The sequence below is a fragment of the Ruegeria sp. CDSA034 genome, from assembly GCF_059612275.1.
Genome location: NZ_JBXWQH010000018.1, coordinates 68,679 through 85,114 on the forward strand (window position 1 = coordinate 68,679; position 16,436 = coordinate 85,114).

A 16,436-nucleotide genomic window follows, 5' to 3' on the forward strand; every position below is an offset into this window, starting at 1 on the left:
GCTGCCTCAATTTGAGCTCATCGGCCTATATCACCGTTGGATGCACACGATCCGGTTCTATCACAGCTCCGTTCCAAGTTGTTTCACTGACAAAGACCTTTTCGACATCGGTCGCGTTCATCGCCCTCATGAGCGCACCGTAGTTCAACTGACACCTGATTTCGGCCCCAACCTGCAAAGCGCATTTGGAGGTTTCAGTGACAGTGTGATCACTCGTCGCGCCGACAAATGTGATGTCCGTAGGAAAGCTCAGCCCGCCAACATTCGTGTCCTGCAGCCCGACAGCAAGAACCGAACGGGACTTGCTGGAACTATCCTGCACAAGACGCAACGCCAAAAGAGCCGGATCAATCAGACGCAAGGGAAAGGGCCTTGTCTTGAACTTTGTTTCGATCACCTCGACCACAAGAGTGAACGCATCTGTATGAAGCCCATCTATCTGCTCGCCGGAAACGGGATCGGTGCCCAACAGGATCGCCTCGCCCAGGCGCAGTTCGTTGATACGCCCCTTTGTCGGTAGATCCAAAGCCCAAGGTAAATTGGCGGAACTGCCTCCTGATACGGTCTCAAGAAATGGGCCGCAAGCGCCCTCGATTTCGTATGCGAGCGTCGTTACGACATCCATTGCATCAGCGTTTGGAGCAATGTTGCCCAGGCAGGCGAAGTTGGCACCAATACCTTTGAGAGCTACGCCAGGCATCTTCATCACCAATGTCGCGATACGCTCAAGATCTTCTGGCATTATCCCATCGCGCATATCTCCCATCTCAATCATCAAGATAACGCCATGCACCTCGCCATTGCGTAGCGCGACTGCGGAAAGTTCCGCGATAACGTCAATCTCTGTATTGTAACTGGTTTCACAGGTCTCGATGATTTGATCGATTTCGCTCAGCAAAGGAGAGCGGATCATGGATATTGGGCAGATGATGCCGGCGCAACGCATGCGCTTTACGTTCGCGACCCGGGCATCGGCCAACTGGGAAACGCCGCTTTCTAGCATGGCATGGGCGACGGCTGGGTCACCGCAAACAGCCTTTGTCACGCCTGTCACACTGATCCCGTGCGAAGCAAGACGGTCCACCAGAAAGCGCGTATTCTGGCGGATCTTGCACAAGTCGATTTCGATCCGCGGCGTCGTCATTCGGCAACCACACGCGGCAATGGCCGCAACTGGGGATAGGCAGAAAGAACCAACTCTGCCAAGTGCGCCGCTGGTCGGAGCAGAGCGTCAGTCACTGGGAGACAGAAGTTGCGTGAAAAGCCCCTGATGGCTGTTTCCACCTCGGTGTTCGTCATTCCTTCATGATTGAGCGTGACACCAATCACTTTCGTTTTGGCGAAAGCTTCGATAAGTTTTATCTCGAGGCGCGGATCGGGCATCGGCATGTTGGGAAAATCGCAACGGTGGGTCCGTTTGGGGGCGTGTTGCAGAATGACGGCGTGTGGCTGGCTACCGCGAAGAATGAATGCTGATGTGCAGAAAGCCGGATGGCTGAGCGCGCCTTGGCCTTCAATTAGGATGACATCTGGTTGTTCCTTTTCGGATGCCGCAACAATGACACGCTCAAGCTCGCCACAGCAGAACTGAGGCGGCACTGCATCCAAGGCAATACCATACTTGGCTCCCTGCATCACGCCGGTCTGACCGGTTCCGACCAAAACCGTCTTGATCCCCCGTTCATTCAGGGCATTCGCCAGCAAAGTTGCCGTGGTCCGCTTTCCGATTGCGCAATCAGTGCCCAACACAGCGATACGGATCGCTTCAACATCTGCAACGCAGCCGTCAAACAGACGCATGTTCTTGCTAGGTTGCGGCTTCCGAATGTCCCGAATGGTAACACATCCAAACTGGGCGGCTGAGCCAATTTCGAGATCGTCGCCGAGATATTCGTGTAGCCCACTGACGATATTCATGCCTGACGAAATCGCGTCCAGAACAACGCCTCTGTCTGCCGTGGACAATGTACCACTGGACGGTGCCATTCCATAGATCAGAGTGTCTGGGGCTACCGCTTCGTGAGCGATGGCCGCGCTAAGATCGCCATGCACTGGAATGCCGTTGTCGATACCATCGAGAACCTCGCCGCTGTCACGCCCTTCTAGAGTGCTGTCAATTACTGACAGAACACGAAAGACCTGCGAAAACCGGACTAGACCGTTTGCAGTCTTGCCGTCAGTCTTGCCGAAATTCCCTTCACAATAGACGGTGGCGGTTGGAGCGTCATAAGAGATTATCTTAGGAGGGTTATCTGGACAAATTGAGAGTTCCATCGGCGGCGCCTGTGCTGCTCTTGCGACCGGTCTCTTCATTTGCGCTAAATGATCTTCCGTTTTCATGTCTGTTCCTTTCTATGTCGAGCCAAACCCGGGACAATGAAGCCACCAGGGTCAACGAAGTGACGCCTGATTTGGGATCAGCAGGCTTCGCGTTAGTTGTTCAGAACGCAAACGCCCTTTGATCGCTGGAAATTTCGGTGGCACTCCCAGCGGTTTCCGGCCCTGTCCAAGTGGGCGTTGGCCGGTAAGTCTATGAAAACGCATCCACTGGCAGTTTCCGCATACCCGCGGTCACATTTCCAACCTTGTCCATGGGAGGCATCGTCAAAGTAAGCGTTCTCGGGAACAATAACCGGTTCACAAGCGCCAACTCGCTGGAAGTACCCGCGCTCGCATGTCCAGGGTTGCCCATAAGACGATCCATTCAGAAAGGCATTGGCTGGTACCATGATTGGGGCACAAATCTCACCTTCGGCCCGATAGCCCCGATTGCAAACCCAAACATCACCATAAGACTCGCCCGACAGGTACCCGTTGTCAGGTACTGCAACTTCCAGGCAAGTCTCGTCAATTTTCACGAAGCCGCGCAGGCACCGCCAACTTTTTCCTGAAGAGGCGAGATATCCGCCTTCGGGTACGGGTACTTCGACACAAGCCAGGCCATTTTCTTCTAGAAATCCATGCAAACAATCCCAGCCCCTGCCATAGGTCCTGTTTGTTGCGTAAGCATTCTGAGGGACTATAATGGCGACGCAAAGGTCGTCTTCGATCCGGTAGGATCGGTCGCATTCCCATCCGTCCCCGTAACTCCTGGAGTGTGCATTCTCAGGCATGAGGGCGTCTGCAGATTGTGCGAACACAGGGAATGCGAATGACGCGAAGATACCAGCCAGAATGTACATTCTTACCGAAAGCCGTTCTGACGGTTTCTTTTTGGGCAATTTTCTAGGTGTCATAACTGGCTCCCTTCTGACCTAATGGCATCGGCTTTTATTCTTGGGTTTCAGTTGCCCTGTTAAGGTCCTGTTGGGTGCGCCACGACTCAGGCCGTTCGTCTCGTAGTGGTGGCACGTCTTCGTTCTCGATAGTTTGGATAGGGTGTCCCGTCAGTTCCGCTGATTGAACGGCCATCGTCATCACAAAAGACAGCTTCTGCAGCGCCATTTCAGCCAACGGTTTTGGTGTGGCATGTTTCATCCCTTTTCCACCGTGTTTTCCGCGCGTTCCGGCGGCTTGTCGACGTCAAGGCCGGCAAGACAAGCTTGAGCGATGTCACGGTCCGGAACATCCGTGCCCGGAATGGTTGCCCAGCCTGTCTCCATGACGGCATCGCGGCGTTTGTAGGTTGTGGCTTTTCGAATAGTGTCAATATGTGCAACCCGATCCGGATCCACGCGTGCCATATCGAGGCAGACCGGCACCATCGCCGCTATGACTTGGTTTCGAGCCATCGCCGTCGCTCTGGTATCTGCGGTTCCGCCAGTCACCCAACCGCCCCATGAAAATCCAACCACACCGACAAAGACCGCACCGATCACGGCCCCATAGATGCTAGGTTTCAGCCATTCAGGAGTGTTCATTTCGAATCCTCCAGCGGAGAAAGCGCCGCCTCGCTATCATTTTTCAGTCTGGGTCAATGCGCCGGTCCCGGCGCAGCGCCGTTTCTAGGTCTTTCTCGGTAATTGGACGCTGTTCGGTGCGACCAATCTGGCTCCCTTTCCCATGGACGACCGAGTAGGTCGCAGTCCGGCGAAAGGCCTCAAAGCTGAGGCTTTGCAAAAGCTCTTCTTCGACGACGATTTCATATTCGCCTGCGGCCAGCTCGTCCGAGTAGCCCGGCAATACAAACGCATTGGCAAAAGTCACCATCGATCTCGACGATCGCGTGCTCATCCCCGACCTCCAGACTGTCTGCGGGTCTTTCCCGCGCCATTGTCACTCACCACCAGATTCCAGGGGCTACATGGTCGAACGAACTCCCTCCTTGTATCTCATGATCATTCGACGGGCGCTGACGCATGTTAGTCTCGGCCACCGGAATGCAATCTACCGAAGGCCCCTGGACCGCCAACTGGACTGACCTGTGTAAGGGCACCGCGACGAGCGATCGCGTAAAATTGGTTAAATCTGAAAATGCTCCACCTGTGTGCGTCCAGAACTTCGTTTTGCCCGGTGCGTACTGGTCAAGAGCTGACCGTCAATAAAAGAGGAGAATAAAGATGGCTGAAAACAAAGCACTGGGTACTCGCCCACCTGAATTCGAACGCTTTCTCTATGCACCTGTCGGCGAAGACCGGAACGGATATGTCGTGACGGTTCTCTCGGCGCTTGCACGTCTTGGCCTCGATCCCTGGAACGAAACCGCCGAACTCGTGAAGTTGCGGCGGGAAGAAGCCTGCGCGCGGCTTGAGATCCTCCTTTCGAAATTCAGGGACGTTCCCGAGCTAAAGCAGGACCACAATGCCGTCGCGCAGGAATTGAGCCTGTTGCTTCCGGAAAGCCCACGAGTAACTCCTCTGACGCGGGTGAGCTCGACAGTTGCCAATGGTCGCTTGGTGTCCAGCGGTGCAATCTGGACGATACTCGCGATCGTCTTCGTCCTGATACAAATGCTGTTCATCAATTCGCCAGGATCAGACGAATGACCTCTGCCCATCAAGCGCCCGTGGACCACCGGCGATCGATTGAGAGACCTGAGGTCACGTCGGCGATCGAAGACGCGTTCCTTTGGAGCCTTGAGGAGAGGTTCTGGACTAGTGGTCTAGATAGCGCGCGCGCGACGACTGCACAGAACGCCGTCATGATCTTTCCCTTTCCGCCCGGCATCCTTCAAGGCGAACAGGTCTGGGACCACTTGCAACGGAATACAGGCTGGCGATCTGTTGTGATGACCGACCGCAATACGACGCTTCGCGGCAGCATTGCAATGCTCGCGTATCGCGTTTCGGCCGAGAAGGCCGGCGTGCCGATCTATGAGGCACTCTGCGCGTCCACATATTTGCAAGATGAGGACAATTGGCTTAGGATTTCGCACCAGCAAACACCCGTGATCCCGACTGAATTGCTCACCAAATTCGTTTGGTCCTGATCCGTCCAATCCGCGGGCTGAAACAAGGTTTGCAGATCGGCGACAGTTGATAGAGATGAAGAAAATAACTGCTGGTACGACCTGTGCAGGTTTTAAATGCCTTGTCATGTTCGAGCACCGGCGCAGTGCAATCTGTGGGCGTCGATCTCGCAGATTTCGGGCATGTCCTCCTCCTTTCCTGAAGGAGTGTGTTTGCATCGGGTCCAAAGCACCAGCCACTGCGCATTGTGAAAGGAAAAACCAATATGTTGATACTCGATTTCCTTTCGGTCTTTCTGATAGCTGCCCAAATATTGGCTTTGTACCTAATCGCCTCAGATTTGATGATGAACAACACGCCGGTCGTCATTGTCTTAATCCCGGTGGCCATTCGATTGGCGCGAAGCCTCATTTTTTGCCGCAACACGCCTGCTGATCCCGCAATCATACATGGCGGTTCTTGGAGGAACTTGCACACTTATCGGGAATACAACCAATTTGCTGGTTGATGGTGTGCCGCAGGCATCGGGAATCGAGCCCCTTTCAATTTTCGAAATTATTCCGGTCGGTTTGGTTGCGGCAGCCACGGGCGGTTTGGCATTACTCATGCTCGGGCCTTTTCTTTTGCCCGATCGCGGGGATATTGCACGACTGGGCGCAGACAATGAAACAGCCTTCTTCACAGAGCTTCGTCCGTGGGAGGATTATCTGGGCGTGGGTCAGCGCATGGGCGGAATTTTTGACCTGAACCGGCGAGGCATGGAGATCATTGGTGTCCGGTCGCGATCCGGGGTAAAGCGCGATCGCCTGAATGAGCACGTTCTCGAGCCAAGTGACAAGATCATTGCCAAGGTGACGACATCGGAACTCCTCACCCTCCGTAGGATCGAAAGTAGCGAAGTTAGTTTGCGTCAAGGACCAGTCCCCGAGACCGTCATCGACCTGATAGTCGCTGAGGCTATCGTTACCCTTTCCCGTCGAAGTCGTGGTGTGCGAATTTGCCCAACTCGCTATGGCATGCGCGTTGTTGGCGCCCACCGGCACGGGGAAACAATTGGACCTGACTTGTCAACGGCACTCCTGCGTCCGGCTGATACGCTGCTTTTGGAGGGAACACTTGAAGGCTTTGCGCAGATGACCGAGGCTGGCGATCTCGCAGCGATCACGGATGCCGGAGGCCGCGCTTTCCGCCGCGAGAAAGCGCCGCTCGCTCTCCTGGCGCGGTGTGTGGTCGTGGTCCTTGCAGCCGCTAGGATAGCCGAGGTCAGTGTGCTTGCTCTCATCGCCATTGCGACCATCCTCGTATTGCGGTGCATCGACAGCAACGAGGCCTGGAGTTCCATCGACGCAGGTGTTCTTGTCCTGATCTTCTCAATGTTGATTGTGGGGATAGGTCTTCAAAACTCTGGGGCCGTTGGCCTGATCGTCAAAAGCGTAACCCCGGCACTAGACGGAATGCCTCCAATTGTAACGCTTGCTGCGGTCTACCTATTGTCCTTGGTGCTGACCGAAGCAGTCACCAATAACGCTGTTGCCGTCGTGGTGACCCCGTTCGCAATCGGCCCTGCCGAATAGTACGGCATTGACCTGCGGCCCTTTGTTGTTGCGGTGATACTTGGGGCGAGTACAAACTTTGCTACGCCTGTTGGCTACCAGACTAATACCTTGGCATAGTGTTTCAATGTCGTCGCCTTTTTGGACCTTCAGGCGCTTTGTCCCAAGCGGCCTTGACGGAGGCCATGTGCTTGACGGTGTGGTTTTCCAGACTCTGGTCTTCATCATTCATTGGAATGTCCTTTCCTGGACGGTCCGAGAATAAGAAGCACGAGACTCATACAGCCCTTTTGGGGAGCTCCATGTTCCCCGCGCCCCTCAGGTACTCAAAAAAAATGCCAACCAAATACACAGCGGACACATGTCACCTAACGGATTTCAGAGCGCCTTCGTACTGACGCAGGTTAGCCCGCTTGAGCCAGATAAAAGATCCGCGCAAGCATCAGAGCGCCCATGAGTGCAATCAGCATCCAATAAATCGGGATCTGCCTCTTCCCAAGGTTCGAGTTCTAGCCTTGCAAGGGCCGAAAGTACCGTAACAGCATTGCCCTTCCGATCCTCACCAACGAAAGCTAGCAAAAACCGATCGAACTCAGGGCTATGCGGGTAAAGAATGCCACCTGCGGGCATCACCATTTCCTCCTTTTCAGTGCTTTCGGACCTTGGGAGCGAACGTGCCGACTGACCGGGGCCTCCTCTGGCAAGATCAAAATGTTTCGGATTATTTCGATCATACCCGCATCGCTTGGAGCACGCGCTGACGCAGATCAGCCGGTGTCCAAACCTCTAGAGTCAAGCATCAGGGCAGCTCCAAGGTTCGCCGGCACTGCCCAGGGCCCAGCGGCGCTAACATGGGTCAGCGCGCATCGCCCGGTTCTGGGATAATGTATGATGACCGCAAATGCAGGCTACCTCTCTGCAATCAGGATACGGCAGCCCTTGCAGCGCGGAAGGCACGTATACATCGCGGAGACCGGGGATGGCGCTGCGTTCAATCAGATCCACCGTGACCTTCCCGCGCCCGTTTGCCCTATCCGGATATTCGGACGAGCTGCCTGCCGGTGAATACGAAGTATTGGTTGAGGAAGAACTTATCGAGACGCTGAGTTTCACGGACTACCGCAGAACAGCGATTTTCCTGACCATAAACGGCAAGGGGCGTTCGCTGGGCCGAACAGAAATGCGGCCAATTACCTGGACCGACCTGGAAACGGCACTTGGCCACGGCATTCAATGTGACACCTGAAGATAGCGAGGCGGCGCTTTGCCGCTGGAGGAACTACAATGAACACTCCCGAATGGCTTAAACCCGGCCTCTACGGTGCCGTCATCGGCGCGGTACTTGTTAGTGTAGCTGGATTTTCTTGGGGCGGCTGGGTAACCGGCCGAACCTCGAACGACAGGTCCGTGGCTATGGCCCGTGAACATGTTGCCACCGCATTGGTGCCTGTCTGTCTGGACATGGCCCGATCCGATCCGGAACGGGCTGCCAAGATGGCGGCGATCCGGGCAGCCTCTACCTTCCGGCAGCGAGAGGCCCTGATGGCGGCTGGCTGGGTGACGATACCAGGCACAGAGACCCCGAACCGGGACATCGCGCAAGCCTGCCTTGCAGCCCTTGACGTAAACAAGTCACCGGAGCGTCCGGAAAACACGATCAATGAAGGATGAGCAGCGCCATGTCACCACCTCTGCCTGAAACAACCGATCTTGAACGGCGCGTTCTAGCCCATGAACGGGTTCTCCAGTCGCTCATTGCTTACATGTCGCACACGGAACCGCGTTTTGTTGAGCACCTGAAGAAGCGTTTTGTTGAGCCGATGGCCATGGTGCGGCACGAGCATGACCACCGGAACGCGGATGACTACGCGGAGGAGTTTATTCGCGCCGTGATGGCCCTTGGAGAAACGCAATTGCCAAAGGCGGCGAGCTCCAGCGTACTCGTTAAGCCATTGCACCAACCGGAAAAGAGACAAACTTCGGCACACCCCTATTATCCAACCGCGCAAGCTGATCGTGTCCGTGTCAGAGAGAGGAATGGGATCTGGGAGGTCAAGGTGGATGGCGTATTCCACGGGGACTACCACGACAAGGGCATTGCTCTGGCAGCCGCAGCTTTGGCGCGCTTGTCGCTTTGATGAGAGGACTTCTCCTATGAACGAGCTAGTCAGAAAGTCAATTGCGGTTTTCGCCCGGCCTTTCAGTGTGCCTGACTTCGACGAGAGGCTTCCGGCAGGAGAGTATGACATTGAAACGGAACTGTGTTCACCGCCCGACCAGCTGCACCCGGAAGTCTGGAAAGCATCTGTAGCGGTGAGGCTGCATTCTCGGGCATCCCACCCCGGCCTGGCGAGAACCTTGACCGTTTCACTGGCCGACCTCGATGACGCCCTGGCAAAGGACAAGCTGACCGGAAAAGATCTGGCCGAAATTTTCCTCGAAGAAATGCTGGCAGACCCGATGGTTCGGCTGGTGATGGAGGCCGACGGTGTTTCCGAGATGCAGCTTCGGCATCTCTACGCGGGCGGGCGCGCATCTCAGGCGGACAAAGAGACATGGGATGCGGATACAACAGGTACATCGCCACAAGAAAACTCACAAATACAGGCTGCTGAGAACGAAGGAATGCCGACACAGAGGGAATAAGACACGTGGATCCACCCCGCCGACCGCCAAGGTCTGCGCCGAGTGCCGGTTCGCACGAGCAAGGGAGAAAACGATATGCCCGACCAGAACGGCGGCCCGGAAGACCGTGGGCCATGGCAAAGCAAACATAAGAGCAATCCTCCCGAGATTGACGATCTTCTTCGTCAAGGCCGCGACCGCCTGAGCGGATTACTCCCTGAAGGGCGGCCGCCTCTGAGAGGGGTACTGGTTGCAGGAGCGATAGTCTTGGCGGCGGTTGCAGCCTGGTCTTCTTATTACACAGTCCCGAGCGACTCGGTCGCCGTTGTCCAGCGTTTCGGCAAATACATTGCTGAGGTTCCGCCTGGCCTGCATTTCAAATTCCCGTTTGGCATCGACGTTGCCACACTGGTGCCCGTGAAACGGCAACTGAAGCAGGAATTCGGATTCACCACGCCGGGCAGGAGTGATCCCTTCCAAAGCCCGTCAGACGGCCGACGTGAAACCGAAATGGTTACGGGAGATCTGAACGCCGCGCTTGTGGAATGGGTGGTGCAGTACCGGATCTCGGACCCCCTGAAGTTCCTGTTCGAGGTACGCGAGCCAAGCGCGACTTTGCGTTACGTCTCTGAGTCGGTGATGCGCGAGGTCGTTGGAGACCGCACGGTTGACGAGGTCATCACCATCGGCCGGCAAGAGATCGAGAGCGAGGCACTTTTTAAGATGCAGGCTCTGTCCACGAAATACGCCATGGGCATCAGCATCGACCAGGTGCAGCTGAAAAACATCAACCCGCCGGGACCCGTTCAGGCGTCGTTTAATGAGGTCAACCAGGCCCAGCAGGAAAAGGAACGCCTGATCAATGAGGCGCGCCGCGAATATAACAAAGTCATTCCGCTGGCCGAGGGCGAGAAAGATCAGCGGATCCGCGAGGCCGACGGCTATCGCCTGAAACGCATCAACGAGGCGGAAGGCGACGCCGCGCGGTTCACCGCGCTTTTGGCCGAATACGTCAAGGCGCCTGAGGTCACGAGGCGGCGGATATACATAGAAACCCTCCAGGATGTTCTGCCCACAATCCTGTCAAAAATCATTGTCGAAGGATCGACTGCGAGCATCCTGCCGCTTTTGAACCTCGACAGGCTTCAGGAGGATCCGTCATGAGCATCAGACTGGGTCTCATTGCAGGGATTGCGGCTGCAGTTGGCGTGATTGCCTCCGGTTCCCTCTACACAGTTGGCGAAGTCGAACAGGCCATTATCACCCAATTCGGCAAACCCGTGGGAGAACCAGTTATAACGGCCGGTTTAAAGCTAAAGCTGCCCATCGTTCAGGAAGTCAACCGGATCGACCGCCGGGTTCTTGAGTGGGATGGCAATCCGTCCGACATGCCCACCAAGGACAAGCTCTACATTTCCGTCGATCTGTTCGCCCGCTGGAAAATCACCGACCCATTGCAATATTTCCTGCGGCTGCGCGATGAGCGCAGCGCGCAATCCCGACTAGACGATATTCTCGGCAGCGAAACCCGCAATGCCGTCGCCAAACACGAGTTGATAGAGATTATCCGGACTACGAAAGGCCGGATCCCGCTGCGGGACACGCTTCTAACCGATGAGGAGCGTGCGCAGGACATAGGTTCTCTGGTTCCTATCCAGAAAGGCCGCGCACTTGTGGAACAGGAGATTTTCGCAGCCGCCTCAGAGAAGGTTCGTGTATTTGGGATCGAGCTTCTCGATATCCGTTTCAAGCGGATCAATTACAATGAGAGTGTGCGTCCGAAGATCTATGACCGCATGATCTCCGAGCGTCGCCAGATCGCTGAACGTTTTCTTTCCGAAGGCAATGGCGAAGCCGCGCGAATTCGCGGCAACCGGGTTCGCGATCTGAACAAGATACAATCCGAAGCGTATCGCGCCGTCGAGGAAATCCGCGGCGTGGCTGACGCCTCGGCGGCTGCGATCTACGCAAAAGCCTACAACATCGACGCCCAAGCAGCCGAATTCTATGCGTTTACCCGGACAATGCAGGCCTACAAGGACATGATTTCAGGCGGAACGACGCTGGTCCTGACAACCGATAGCGAACTTTTCAGGTTTCTGAGAGGAATGGAGGCCGGAGAGCCGTCTGGAAGTACATCTCCTCCCCCTCCCGGCCTGACGGCTGCGGCCGAACGCTGATGAATCGGAGGACAAAGAGATGACGGAAGAACCGGTGGATTTGGACGAAACGCGAAGCGCCGAACGCCAGATTGCGACCGACACCCGATGCCGCAAACGCGGTGTTTGGGAGCAAACGTCATCCACACCATCCGCGTTTAATAGGTTCAAAGTTTTGGGTTTTCGGCACGTGCATCCGCCGCAAACGCAAAAGTCCAGTTTGTCCGTTGAAATCACCTCGCGTCTTATCGGTACGCATAGGGCACAACGAATGGCAACTGGTTTACATGTTCACTATTTGTTTTTCATGACGCCCAAATATGCACGCTCGGGTCGGTTGGGCCAATAAAGAAAAACGTTGCGCCTTGTGGCGGAATTTGACCGACTGTCCCGCGAATAGCGGATTGGCCCGCAAATCGTGAGTTCAGCCCGATTGATTAGACGTTTTGCACAGATAATCTCTGGTTACAGGAACAACCATCTGACCTCGGCTTAGCTGAAACTGAAATACAACCAAGCCCTGTTCCGAAAAGGCCATCTCGGATACGATCAGATAGTATCGCCACATTCGCAGAAACCGATCATCGTAGAGGTCGCGGATCGATTCCAGATTGGCCTCGAACTTTTCCTGCCAACATTGAAGCGTTCGCGCGTAGTGGCCGCGCCAGACTTCAACATCTGTGGTCACCAAGTCCTGCTTTTCAATCTCCTTCATGGCTTCGGACATTGATGGTGCATATCCGCCGGGAAAAATGTATTTGTGAATCCATGGCGACGTTCGACCGGGTGCGGTGGATCGACCGATTGTATGCACCAATGCGACGCCATCCGGTTTCAGATTCTCACGCAGTTTGCGAAAAAATGTTGGATATTGGGGCCGACCAACATGCTCCATCATTCCGACCACAACGATACGATCAAATTCTTCGTCGACCTCTCGATAGTCGATCAGGCGAAATTCGACCATATTCCCGACACCGGCCGCTTCGGCTCTGCTTTTTGCATATTCCAACTGCACTTTGGACAAGGTCACACCAACCACCTTCGCTCCATAGTCTCGCGCCATGGTAATTGACATGCCGCCCCAACCACAGCCGATATCCATCACTGTCATTCCTGGTTCGATTAAGAGCTTCTTGGCTATGTGCGCCTTCTTTGCTACCTGGGCCTCTTCGATGCTTTGCACCGGATCTGAGAAATAGGCGCAGGTATATTGAAGGTCTTGGTCAAGAAAAAGTTCATAGAGATCAGCGGAAAGGTCATAATGATGTTCGACATTTCTGCGCGCGATATGAACGGGATTATACTGTGCGATACGTCTAAGTGACTTGCGCAGCCCTGTGACCGACGTGCCGTAACGCCCACCACCATAGTTGTTCGCATTGCGCACAATTAGCGAAACAAAGCCGCGTAAATCGTTTTGCGAAATTGTGAGAGTCTCATCCATATAGGCTTCGCCCAAGGCGAGATCGCCGTTCATTACCAATTTGCGCGGAAGCGCTTTGTCGTGGAGGGTTATGGCTGAACTGGGCCCTTTTCCGCGGCCATAGGTGCTGCAACGCCCATCCGGCCAAGTCACCGCAAGCTCACCTTCTTGGATGATCTTGGTCAAAAGGCGGTCAAGCAATGACACCCACAATGTGACGTCCTCCAATGCTTCCACGATTAGACTACACTCCATGGCAATCGCACAAGTTGAAGGAGCAAGTTATGTCCGCTTAGTGTCCGCAGAGCGGTCGGTCGTGCGCGTAGATAACGCCACATTGAATAGGTAGGTTCCCAAATACTCGCCGATGATCGCCGCGCGAGCACAATCGAAAAGGCACCCTGTGCTGAATTCCTGGCGCATGGACCGGATTTAACTGCGTGTTCGCGGCAATTGGATGCGCCTTTATCGAACTGTCGATAAAGCAGGTGACAGGGAACACCCATGATTTCGTGCTGCCTGAGCGATGGAACGGTCTCGCAGCAACCAAGTTCTTTGCCAAAGCGTTGTAGTCAATCGGAAGCACTGGCAAAACCGTAATCGATAAGAGCGGAGCCAACGCAGCAGGTATTTCAAGAAGTGAACAGGAACTTGAGGCGATTTGGTTGCCCGGTTAAAGTACAGACAATAAGGTCGAAACTCCTGAATAGACTGATCGAGCAAGAACATCAGTTCAAAATACAGCGTGTTCGGCGCATGTGTGGGTTCAAATCTTTCGCATCTGCGTCCGCTAACTTGGATGGCATTGAAGTCGTCTATATGATCCGAATGAAGCAGCTCTCTAGCGCTACAACTTTGGGCTTTCGGTTGTTTGGTGTGATCGCTGGATAAATGTGTCCAGCATGTCGTTAACTCTGGCCGTTCTAAAAGTTTGCAACACAACCGTTCAGCACCCGAAAGAGCGACGATTGCAGATAGTTTTCGAGTGAGAGGTCTGTTTTCGATTGTTTTTATTGGGTCATCCAAGTGCGGCGAAAATTTCACGAGAAAATTCGACGCGAAGCTGCTTTCAATCAGTCCAACATGCAGAAAATTCTGCAACGATGGTTGAATTCATCGAGCCCACTTCTGGTCCTGATGAGTTAACGCGACAGGAACGGCCCATGATGTCTGACCCAACAGAGTTTGCAGGAATAGCGGCACTCTCGATCTATGAGGCACCATCGCTCTCCTTGAATAATCAAAAATTGCTTCCGGAACGCCAAGCCGCGAGGGAATTACGCGCCGCGGTGACGGCTCACGAAAACGCTCCAACAATAGGATTGGAAACAAAATGCCATCAGGCCGTTGCTGACTTGATTAACGCGATCATAGTCACCAAAAACACGGTTCGATGTTTGTGACACCGCGCGGTAGTGGTTTGACTCCCGACCTTTGAAGTGGACCCGAAAAAGAATCCGCCACCGCTCCCGCCCGAATGAAACTCGCCCGATCAGCACGCCTCCGTCCAGTGCTGTTCTGCTCGGCAAACCTTAAAAAGGAGTGCTTCGAAGCCGTTCACTTAGCGTCGCCTTTTCGACGAAGACGAAAAGACCATGGACCAGACGGTCTTTTCCGACGCAGCAGACCATCATCCAATCCTTGTCTCAGGGAGTTCCCGACATGTCCGCCAAAGACGTCAAATTCAGTGCTGATGCGCGCAGCCGAATGCTAACAGGGATCAACATGCTGGCGAACACCGTCAGGATCACTCTTGGTCCAAAAGGTCGAAACGTCATTTTGGACAGATCCCACGGTGCCCCGCGTATCACCAAGGACGGCGTTACTGTTGCCAAAGAATTCGAGCTTCCGGATCACTTTGAAAACATGGGAGCCCAGATGGTGAAGGAAGTCGCGTCCCGCACCAACGAAGAGGCTGGCGACGGCACAACCACTGCTACCGTACTGGCTCAGGCGATCGTCAAGGAAGGGATGAAGGCCGTTGCCGCTGGCATGAATCCGATGGATCTGAAGCGAGGTATTGAACAAGCCGTCCGGGTCGTCGCCGCAAAGATCAAGGACCTGTCCCGACCGGTTGGCGACAGTGTCGAAATTGCGAAGGTAGGGGCCATCTCCGCCAACGGAGATATAGCGATTGGCCGTCAGATCGCCCATGCGATGGCTGCGGTCGGCACTGAAGGCGTAATCACGGTTGAAGAGAGCAAGGGATTGGAGACCGAAACCGAAGTGGTCGAAGGTATGAATTTCGATCGCGGTTACCTTAGCCCATATTTCATAACAAATGTGGTCAAGATGAGCGTAGAGCTGGAAGACTGCGTTATACTGTTCCACGAGAGCAAGTTGTCGTCTCTTGCCGACATGGTGCCGTTCCTCGAAGCAGTCATGGAAGCCGAAAAGCAGCTTCTGGTTGTTGCCGAGGACGTGGAGGGCGATGCGCTGGCCATGCTTGTGGTCAACAAGCTTCGTGGTGGATTGAAAGTTGCCGCCGTGAAGGCGCCTGGGTTTGGGGATAGCCGCAGGGAGATGCTGGAGGATCTCGCGATCCTGACGGGCGGTCAAGTGATCTCGACCGATTTGGGGGCCAAGCTTGAAACCGTCACGCTGGACATGCTCGGTGCCGCAAAGAAAGTCGTCATCTCAAAGGACGATACGACCGTCATTGATGGCGCTGGCGACAAATCAGCAATCACTTCACGGGTCGCCCAGATTCGCTCCCAAATCGAAGATACGACGTCCGACTACGAACGGGAAAAGCTGCAGAGTCGTCTTGCTAAACTGACAGGCGGGGTCGCCATCATCCGGGTCGGAGGGGCCACGGAGATTGAGGTAACGGAACGCAAAGACCGGGTTGACGACGCGTTGAACGCCACTCGCGCGGCGGTTCAGGAAGGTGTTGTTCCAGGCGGTGGTGTTGCGCTGCTCCATTCAGACAAAGCGCTTGCGACCCTTAAAGGTGCCAACTCCGACCAGGATGCCGGCATCAGGATCGTCCGGCGATCAATCCAGGCACCGCTGCGCCAGATTGTCGAAAATGCCGGCGTGGACGGATCGGTCGTCGCGGCAAAGATCATCGAAAGCGAAAACCCATCCTTCGGGTTCGACGCTCAAACGGAAACTTATGTCGACATGCTGACAGCGGGGATCATTGACCCCACCAAAGTTGTCCGGGTTGCTCTGGAAGATGCGGCGTCGATTGCAAGCCTTCTGATCACAACCGAGGCGATGGTCGCACAAAAACCCAACAGGTCTGGAACTGCATCAGATTTGGGACCCTTGAGGGCGTGACGCAGGTCTTTTGACCCAACGACGGGACCACCTCAATGCA

The 16,436-nt window shown here is 54.9% G+C and carries 19 protein-coding genes; 13 read left to right on the forward strand and 6 right to left on the reverse strand.

Annotated elements, in window-relative coordinates; all coding sequences use genetic code 11:
* Positions 1-25 precede the first annotated feature (25 nt).
* From AC2FLJ_RS21390 to AC2FLJ_RS21410, 5 genes are all read right to left on the reverse strand, one after another.
* Positions 26-1,144 carry an alanine/ornithine racemase family PLP-dependent enzyme gene (locus tag AC2FLJ_RS21390; RefSeq protein WP_282170941.1) on the reverse strand — a complete coding sequence of 373 codons (1,119 nt, stop codon included), beginning with the start codon at positions 1,142-1,144 and terminating at the stop codon, positions 26-28.
* Entirely contained in the window at positions 1,141-2,274 is a 1,134-nt protein-coding gene (locus AC2FLJ_RS21395; protein ID WP_233494631.1) for an N-acetyltransferase DgcN family protein, read from the reverse strand. The genes AC2FLJ_RS21390 and AC2FLJ_RS21395 overlap by 4 nt, the downstream gene beginning before the upstream one ends.
* 996 nt (positions 2,275-3,270) lie before the next feature.
* Positions 3,271-3,477, reverse strand: a complete 207-nt coding sequence (locus tag AC2FLJ_RS21400) for a hypothetical protein (RefSeq protein WP_298854938.1) — start codon at positions 3,475-3,477, stop codon at positions 3,271-3,273.
* Positions 3,474-3,860 (reverse strand): hypothetical protein, encoded by a 387-nt coding sequence (locus AC2FLJ_RS21405; protein ID WP_282121132.1) that lies wholly within the window; start codon positions 3,858-3,860, stop codon positions 3,474-3,476. The genes AC2FLJ_RS21400 and AC2FLJ_RS21405 overlap by 4 nt, the downstream gene beginning before the upstream one ends.
* 43 nt (positions 3,861-3,903) lie before the next feature.
* The gene (locus AC2FLJ_RS21410) at positions 3,904-4,173 is read right to left on the reverse strand and encodes a hypothetical protein (RefSeq protein WP_299665506.1); all 270 of its coding nucleotides are present in this window, start codon (positions 4,171-4,173) and stop codon (positions 3,904-3,906) included.
* A gap of 326 nt (positions 4,174-4,499) precedes the next feature.
* Here AC2FLJ_RS21410 and AC2FLJ_RS21415 point away from each other — a divergent pair, with 326 nt between their 5' ends.
* The 10 genes from AC2FLJ_RS21415 to hflC all read left to right on the forward strand — a co-directional run bounded on the left by AC2FLJ_RS21415 (position 4,500) and on the right by hflC (position 11,706).
* On the forward strand, positions 4,500-4,925 hold the full coding sequence (locus AC2FLJ_RS21415) for a hypothetical protein (protein ID WP_282121130.1): 426 nt from the start codon (positions 4,500-4,502) through the stop codon (positions 4,923-4,925).
* On the forward strand, positions 4,922-5,368 hold the full coding sequence (locus AC2FLJ_RS21420) for a hypothetical protein (RefSeq protein ID WP_282121129.1): 447 nt from the start codon (positions 4,922-4,924) through the stop codon (positions 5,366-5,368). Before AC2FLJ_RS21415 ends, AC2FLJ_RS21420 begins: the two co-directional genes overlap by 4 nt.
* Before the next feature lie 245 nt (positions 5,369-5,613).
* Entirely contained in the window at positions 5,614-5,856 is a 243-nt protein-coding gene (locus tag AC2FLJ_RS21425; protein ID WP_282121201.1) for a hypothetical protein, read from the forward strand.
* Positions 5,798-6,922: an SLC13 family permease gene (locus AC2FLJ_RS21430; protein ID WP_496707545.1), complete on the forward strand. Its 1,125-nt coding sequence runs from the start codon at positions 5,798-5,800 to the stop codon at positions 6,920-6,922. The genes AC2FLJ_RS21425 and AC2FLJ_RS21430 overlap by 59 nt, the downstream gene beginning before the upstream one ends.
* Positions 6,923-7,880: 958 nt before the next feature.
* Entirely contained in the window at positions 7,881-8,147 is a 267-nt protein-coding gene (locus AC2FLJ_RS21435) for a hypothetical protein (RefSeq protein ID WP_496707547.1), read from the forward strand.
* A 38-nt stretch (positions 8,148-8,185) separates the two neighbouring features.
* Positions 8,186-8,572 (forward strand): hypothetical protein, encoded by a 387-nt coding sequence (locus AC2FLJ_RS21440; protein ID WP_496671860.1) that lies wholly within the window; start codon positions 8,186-8,188, stop codon positions 8,570-8,572.
* 8 nt (positions 8,573-8,580) lie between these two features.
* Positions 8,581-9,039 carry a hypothetical protein gene (locus tag AC2FLJ_RS21445; protein WP_496707549.1) on the forward strand — a complete coding sequence of 153 codons (459 nt, stop codon included), beginning with the start codon at positions 8,581-8,583 and terminating at the stop codon, positions 9,037-9,039.
* 220 nt (positions 9,040-9,259) lie between these two features.
* Positions 9,260-9,547, forward strand: coding sequence for a hypothetical protein (locus AC2FLJ_RS21450; protein WP_282170949.1), 288 nt, complete (start codon positions 9,260-9,262; stop codon positions 9,545-9,547).
* A gap of 75 nt (positions 9,548-9,622) precedes the next feature.
* On the forward strand, positions 9,623-10,690 hold the full coding sequence (gene hflK / locus AC2FLJ_RS21455) for an FtsH protease activity modulator HflK (protein WP_496707550.1): 1,068 nt from the start codon (positions 9,623-9,625) through the stop codon (positions 10,688-10,690).
* A complete protein-coding gene (gene hflC / locus AC2FLJ_RS21460; RefSeq protein WP_010442286.1) occupies positions 10,687-11,706 on the forward strand; it encodes a protease modulator HflC in 1,020 nt (339 codons plus the stop codon). Before hflK ends, hflC begins: the two co-directional genes overlap by 4 nt.
* Before the next feature lie 403 nt (positions 11,707-12,109).
* Here hflC and AC2FLJ_RS21465 read toward each other — a convergent pair whose 3' ends face one another.
* Positions 12,110-13,366: a class I SAM-dependent methyltransferase gene (locus tag AC2FLJ_RS21465; RefSeq protein WP_282121194.1), complete on the reverse strand. Its 1,257-nt coding sequence runs from the start codon at positions 13,364-13,366 to the stop codon at positions 12,110-12,112.
* Between the two features lie 384 nt (positions 13,367-13,750).
* On the opposite strand from AC2FLJ_RS21465, the gene AC2FLJ_RS21470 reads away from it, so the two are divergent.
* The 3 genes from AC2FLJ_RS21470 (at position 13,751) to groL (ending at position 16,396) form a co-directional block, all read left to right on the forward strand.
* A complete protein-coding gene (locus AC2FLJ_RS21470; RefSeq protein WP_366524170.1) occupies positions 13,751-14,002 on the forward strand; it encodes a DDE-type integrase/transposase/recombinase in 252 nt (83 codons plus the stop codon).
* Between the two features lie 272 nt (positions 14,003-14,274).
* A complete protein-coding gene (locus AC2FLJ_RS21475) occupies positions 14,275-14,514 on the forward strand; it encodes a hypothetical protein (protein ID WP_282121193.1) in 240 nt (79 codons plus the stop codon).
* A gap of 259 nt (positions 14,515-14,773) precedes the next feature.
* Positions 14,774-16,396 (forward strand): chaperonin GroEL, encoded by a 1,623-nt coding sequence (gene groL / locus AC2FLJ_RS21480; RefSeq protein WP_496707552.1) that lies wholly within the window; start codon positions 14,774-14,776, stop codon positions 16,394-16,396.
* Positions 16,397-16,436 lie beyond the last annotated feature (40 nt).

Coding starts and splice junctions, on each gene's coding strand:
- AC2FLJ_RS21405 (WP_282121132.1), bottom strand. CDS start 3,860: ATGAACACTCCTGAATGGCTGAAACCTAGCATCTATGGGGCCGTGATC.
- AC2FLJ_RS21475 (WP_282121193.1), top strand. CDS start 14,275: ATGATGTCTGACCCAACAGAGTTTGCAGGAATAGCGGCACTCTCGATC.
- groL (WP_496707552.1), top strand. CDS start 14,774: ATGTCCGCCAAAGACGTCAAATTCAGTGCTGATGCGCGCAGCCGAATG.
- AC2FLJ_RS21435 (WP_496707547.1), top strand. CDS start 7,881: ATGGCGCTGCGTTCAATCAGATCCACCGTGACCTTCCCGCGCCCGTTT.
- AC2FLJ_RS21400 (WP_298854938.1), bottom strand. CDS start 3,477: ATGAAACATGCCACACCAAAACCGTTGGCTGAAATGGCGCTGCAGAAG.
- AC2FLJ_RS21430 (WP_496707545.1), top strand. CDS start 5,798: ATGGCGGTTCTTGGAGGAACTTGCACACTTATCGGGAATACAACCAAT.
- AC2FLJ_RS21395 (WP_233494631.1), bottom strand. CDS start 2,274: ATGGAACTCTCAATTTGTCCAGATAACCCTCCTAAGATAATCTCTTAT.
- hflC (WP_010442286.1), top strand. CDS start 10,687: ATGAGCATCAGACTGGGTCTCATTGCAGGGATTGCGGCTGCAGTTGGC.
- AC2FLJ_RS21425 (WP_282121201.1), top strand. CDS start 5,614: ATGTTGATACTCGATTTCCTTTCGGTCTTTCTGATAGCTGCCCAAATA.
- AC2FLJ_RS21420 (WP_282121129.1), top strand. CDS start 4,922: ATGACCTCTGCCCATCAAGCGCCCGTGGACCACCGGCGATCGATTGAG.
- hflK (WP_496707550.1), top strand. CDS start 9,623: ATGCCCGACCAGAACGGCGGCCCGGAAGACCGTGGGCCATGGCAAAGC.
- AC2FLJ_RS21445 (WP_496707549.1), top strand. CDS start 8,581: ATGTCACCACCTCTGCCTGAAACAACCGATCTTGAACGGCGCGTTCTA.
- AC2FLJ_RS21410 (WP_299665506.1), bottom strand. CDS start 4,173: ATGAGCACGCGATCGTCGAGATCGATGGTGACTTTTGCCAATGCGTTT.
- AC2FLJ_RS21390 (WP_282170941.1), bottom strand. CDS start 1,144: ATGACGACGCCGCGGATCGAAATCGACTTGTGCAAGATCCGCCAGAAT.
- AC2FLJ_RS21440 (WP_496671860.1), top strand. CDS start 8,186: ATGAACACTCCCGAATGGCTTAAACCCGGCCTCTACGGTGCCGTCATC.
- AC2FLJ_RS21465 (WP_282121194.1), bottom strand. CDS start 13,366: ATGGAGTGTAGTCTAATCGTGGAAGCATTGGAGGACGTCACATTGTGG.
- AC2FLJ_RS21415 (WP_282121130.1), top strand. CDS start 4,500: ATGGCTGAAAACAAAGCACTGGGTACTCGCCCACCTGAATTCGAACGC.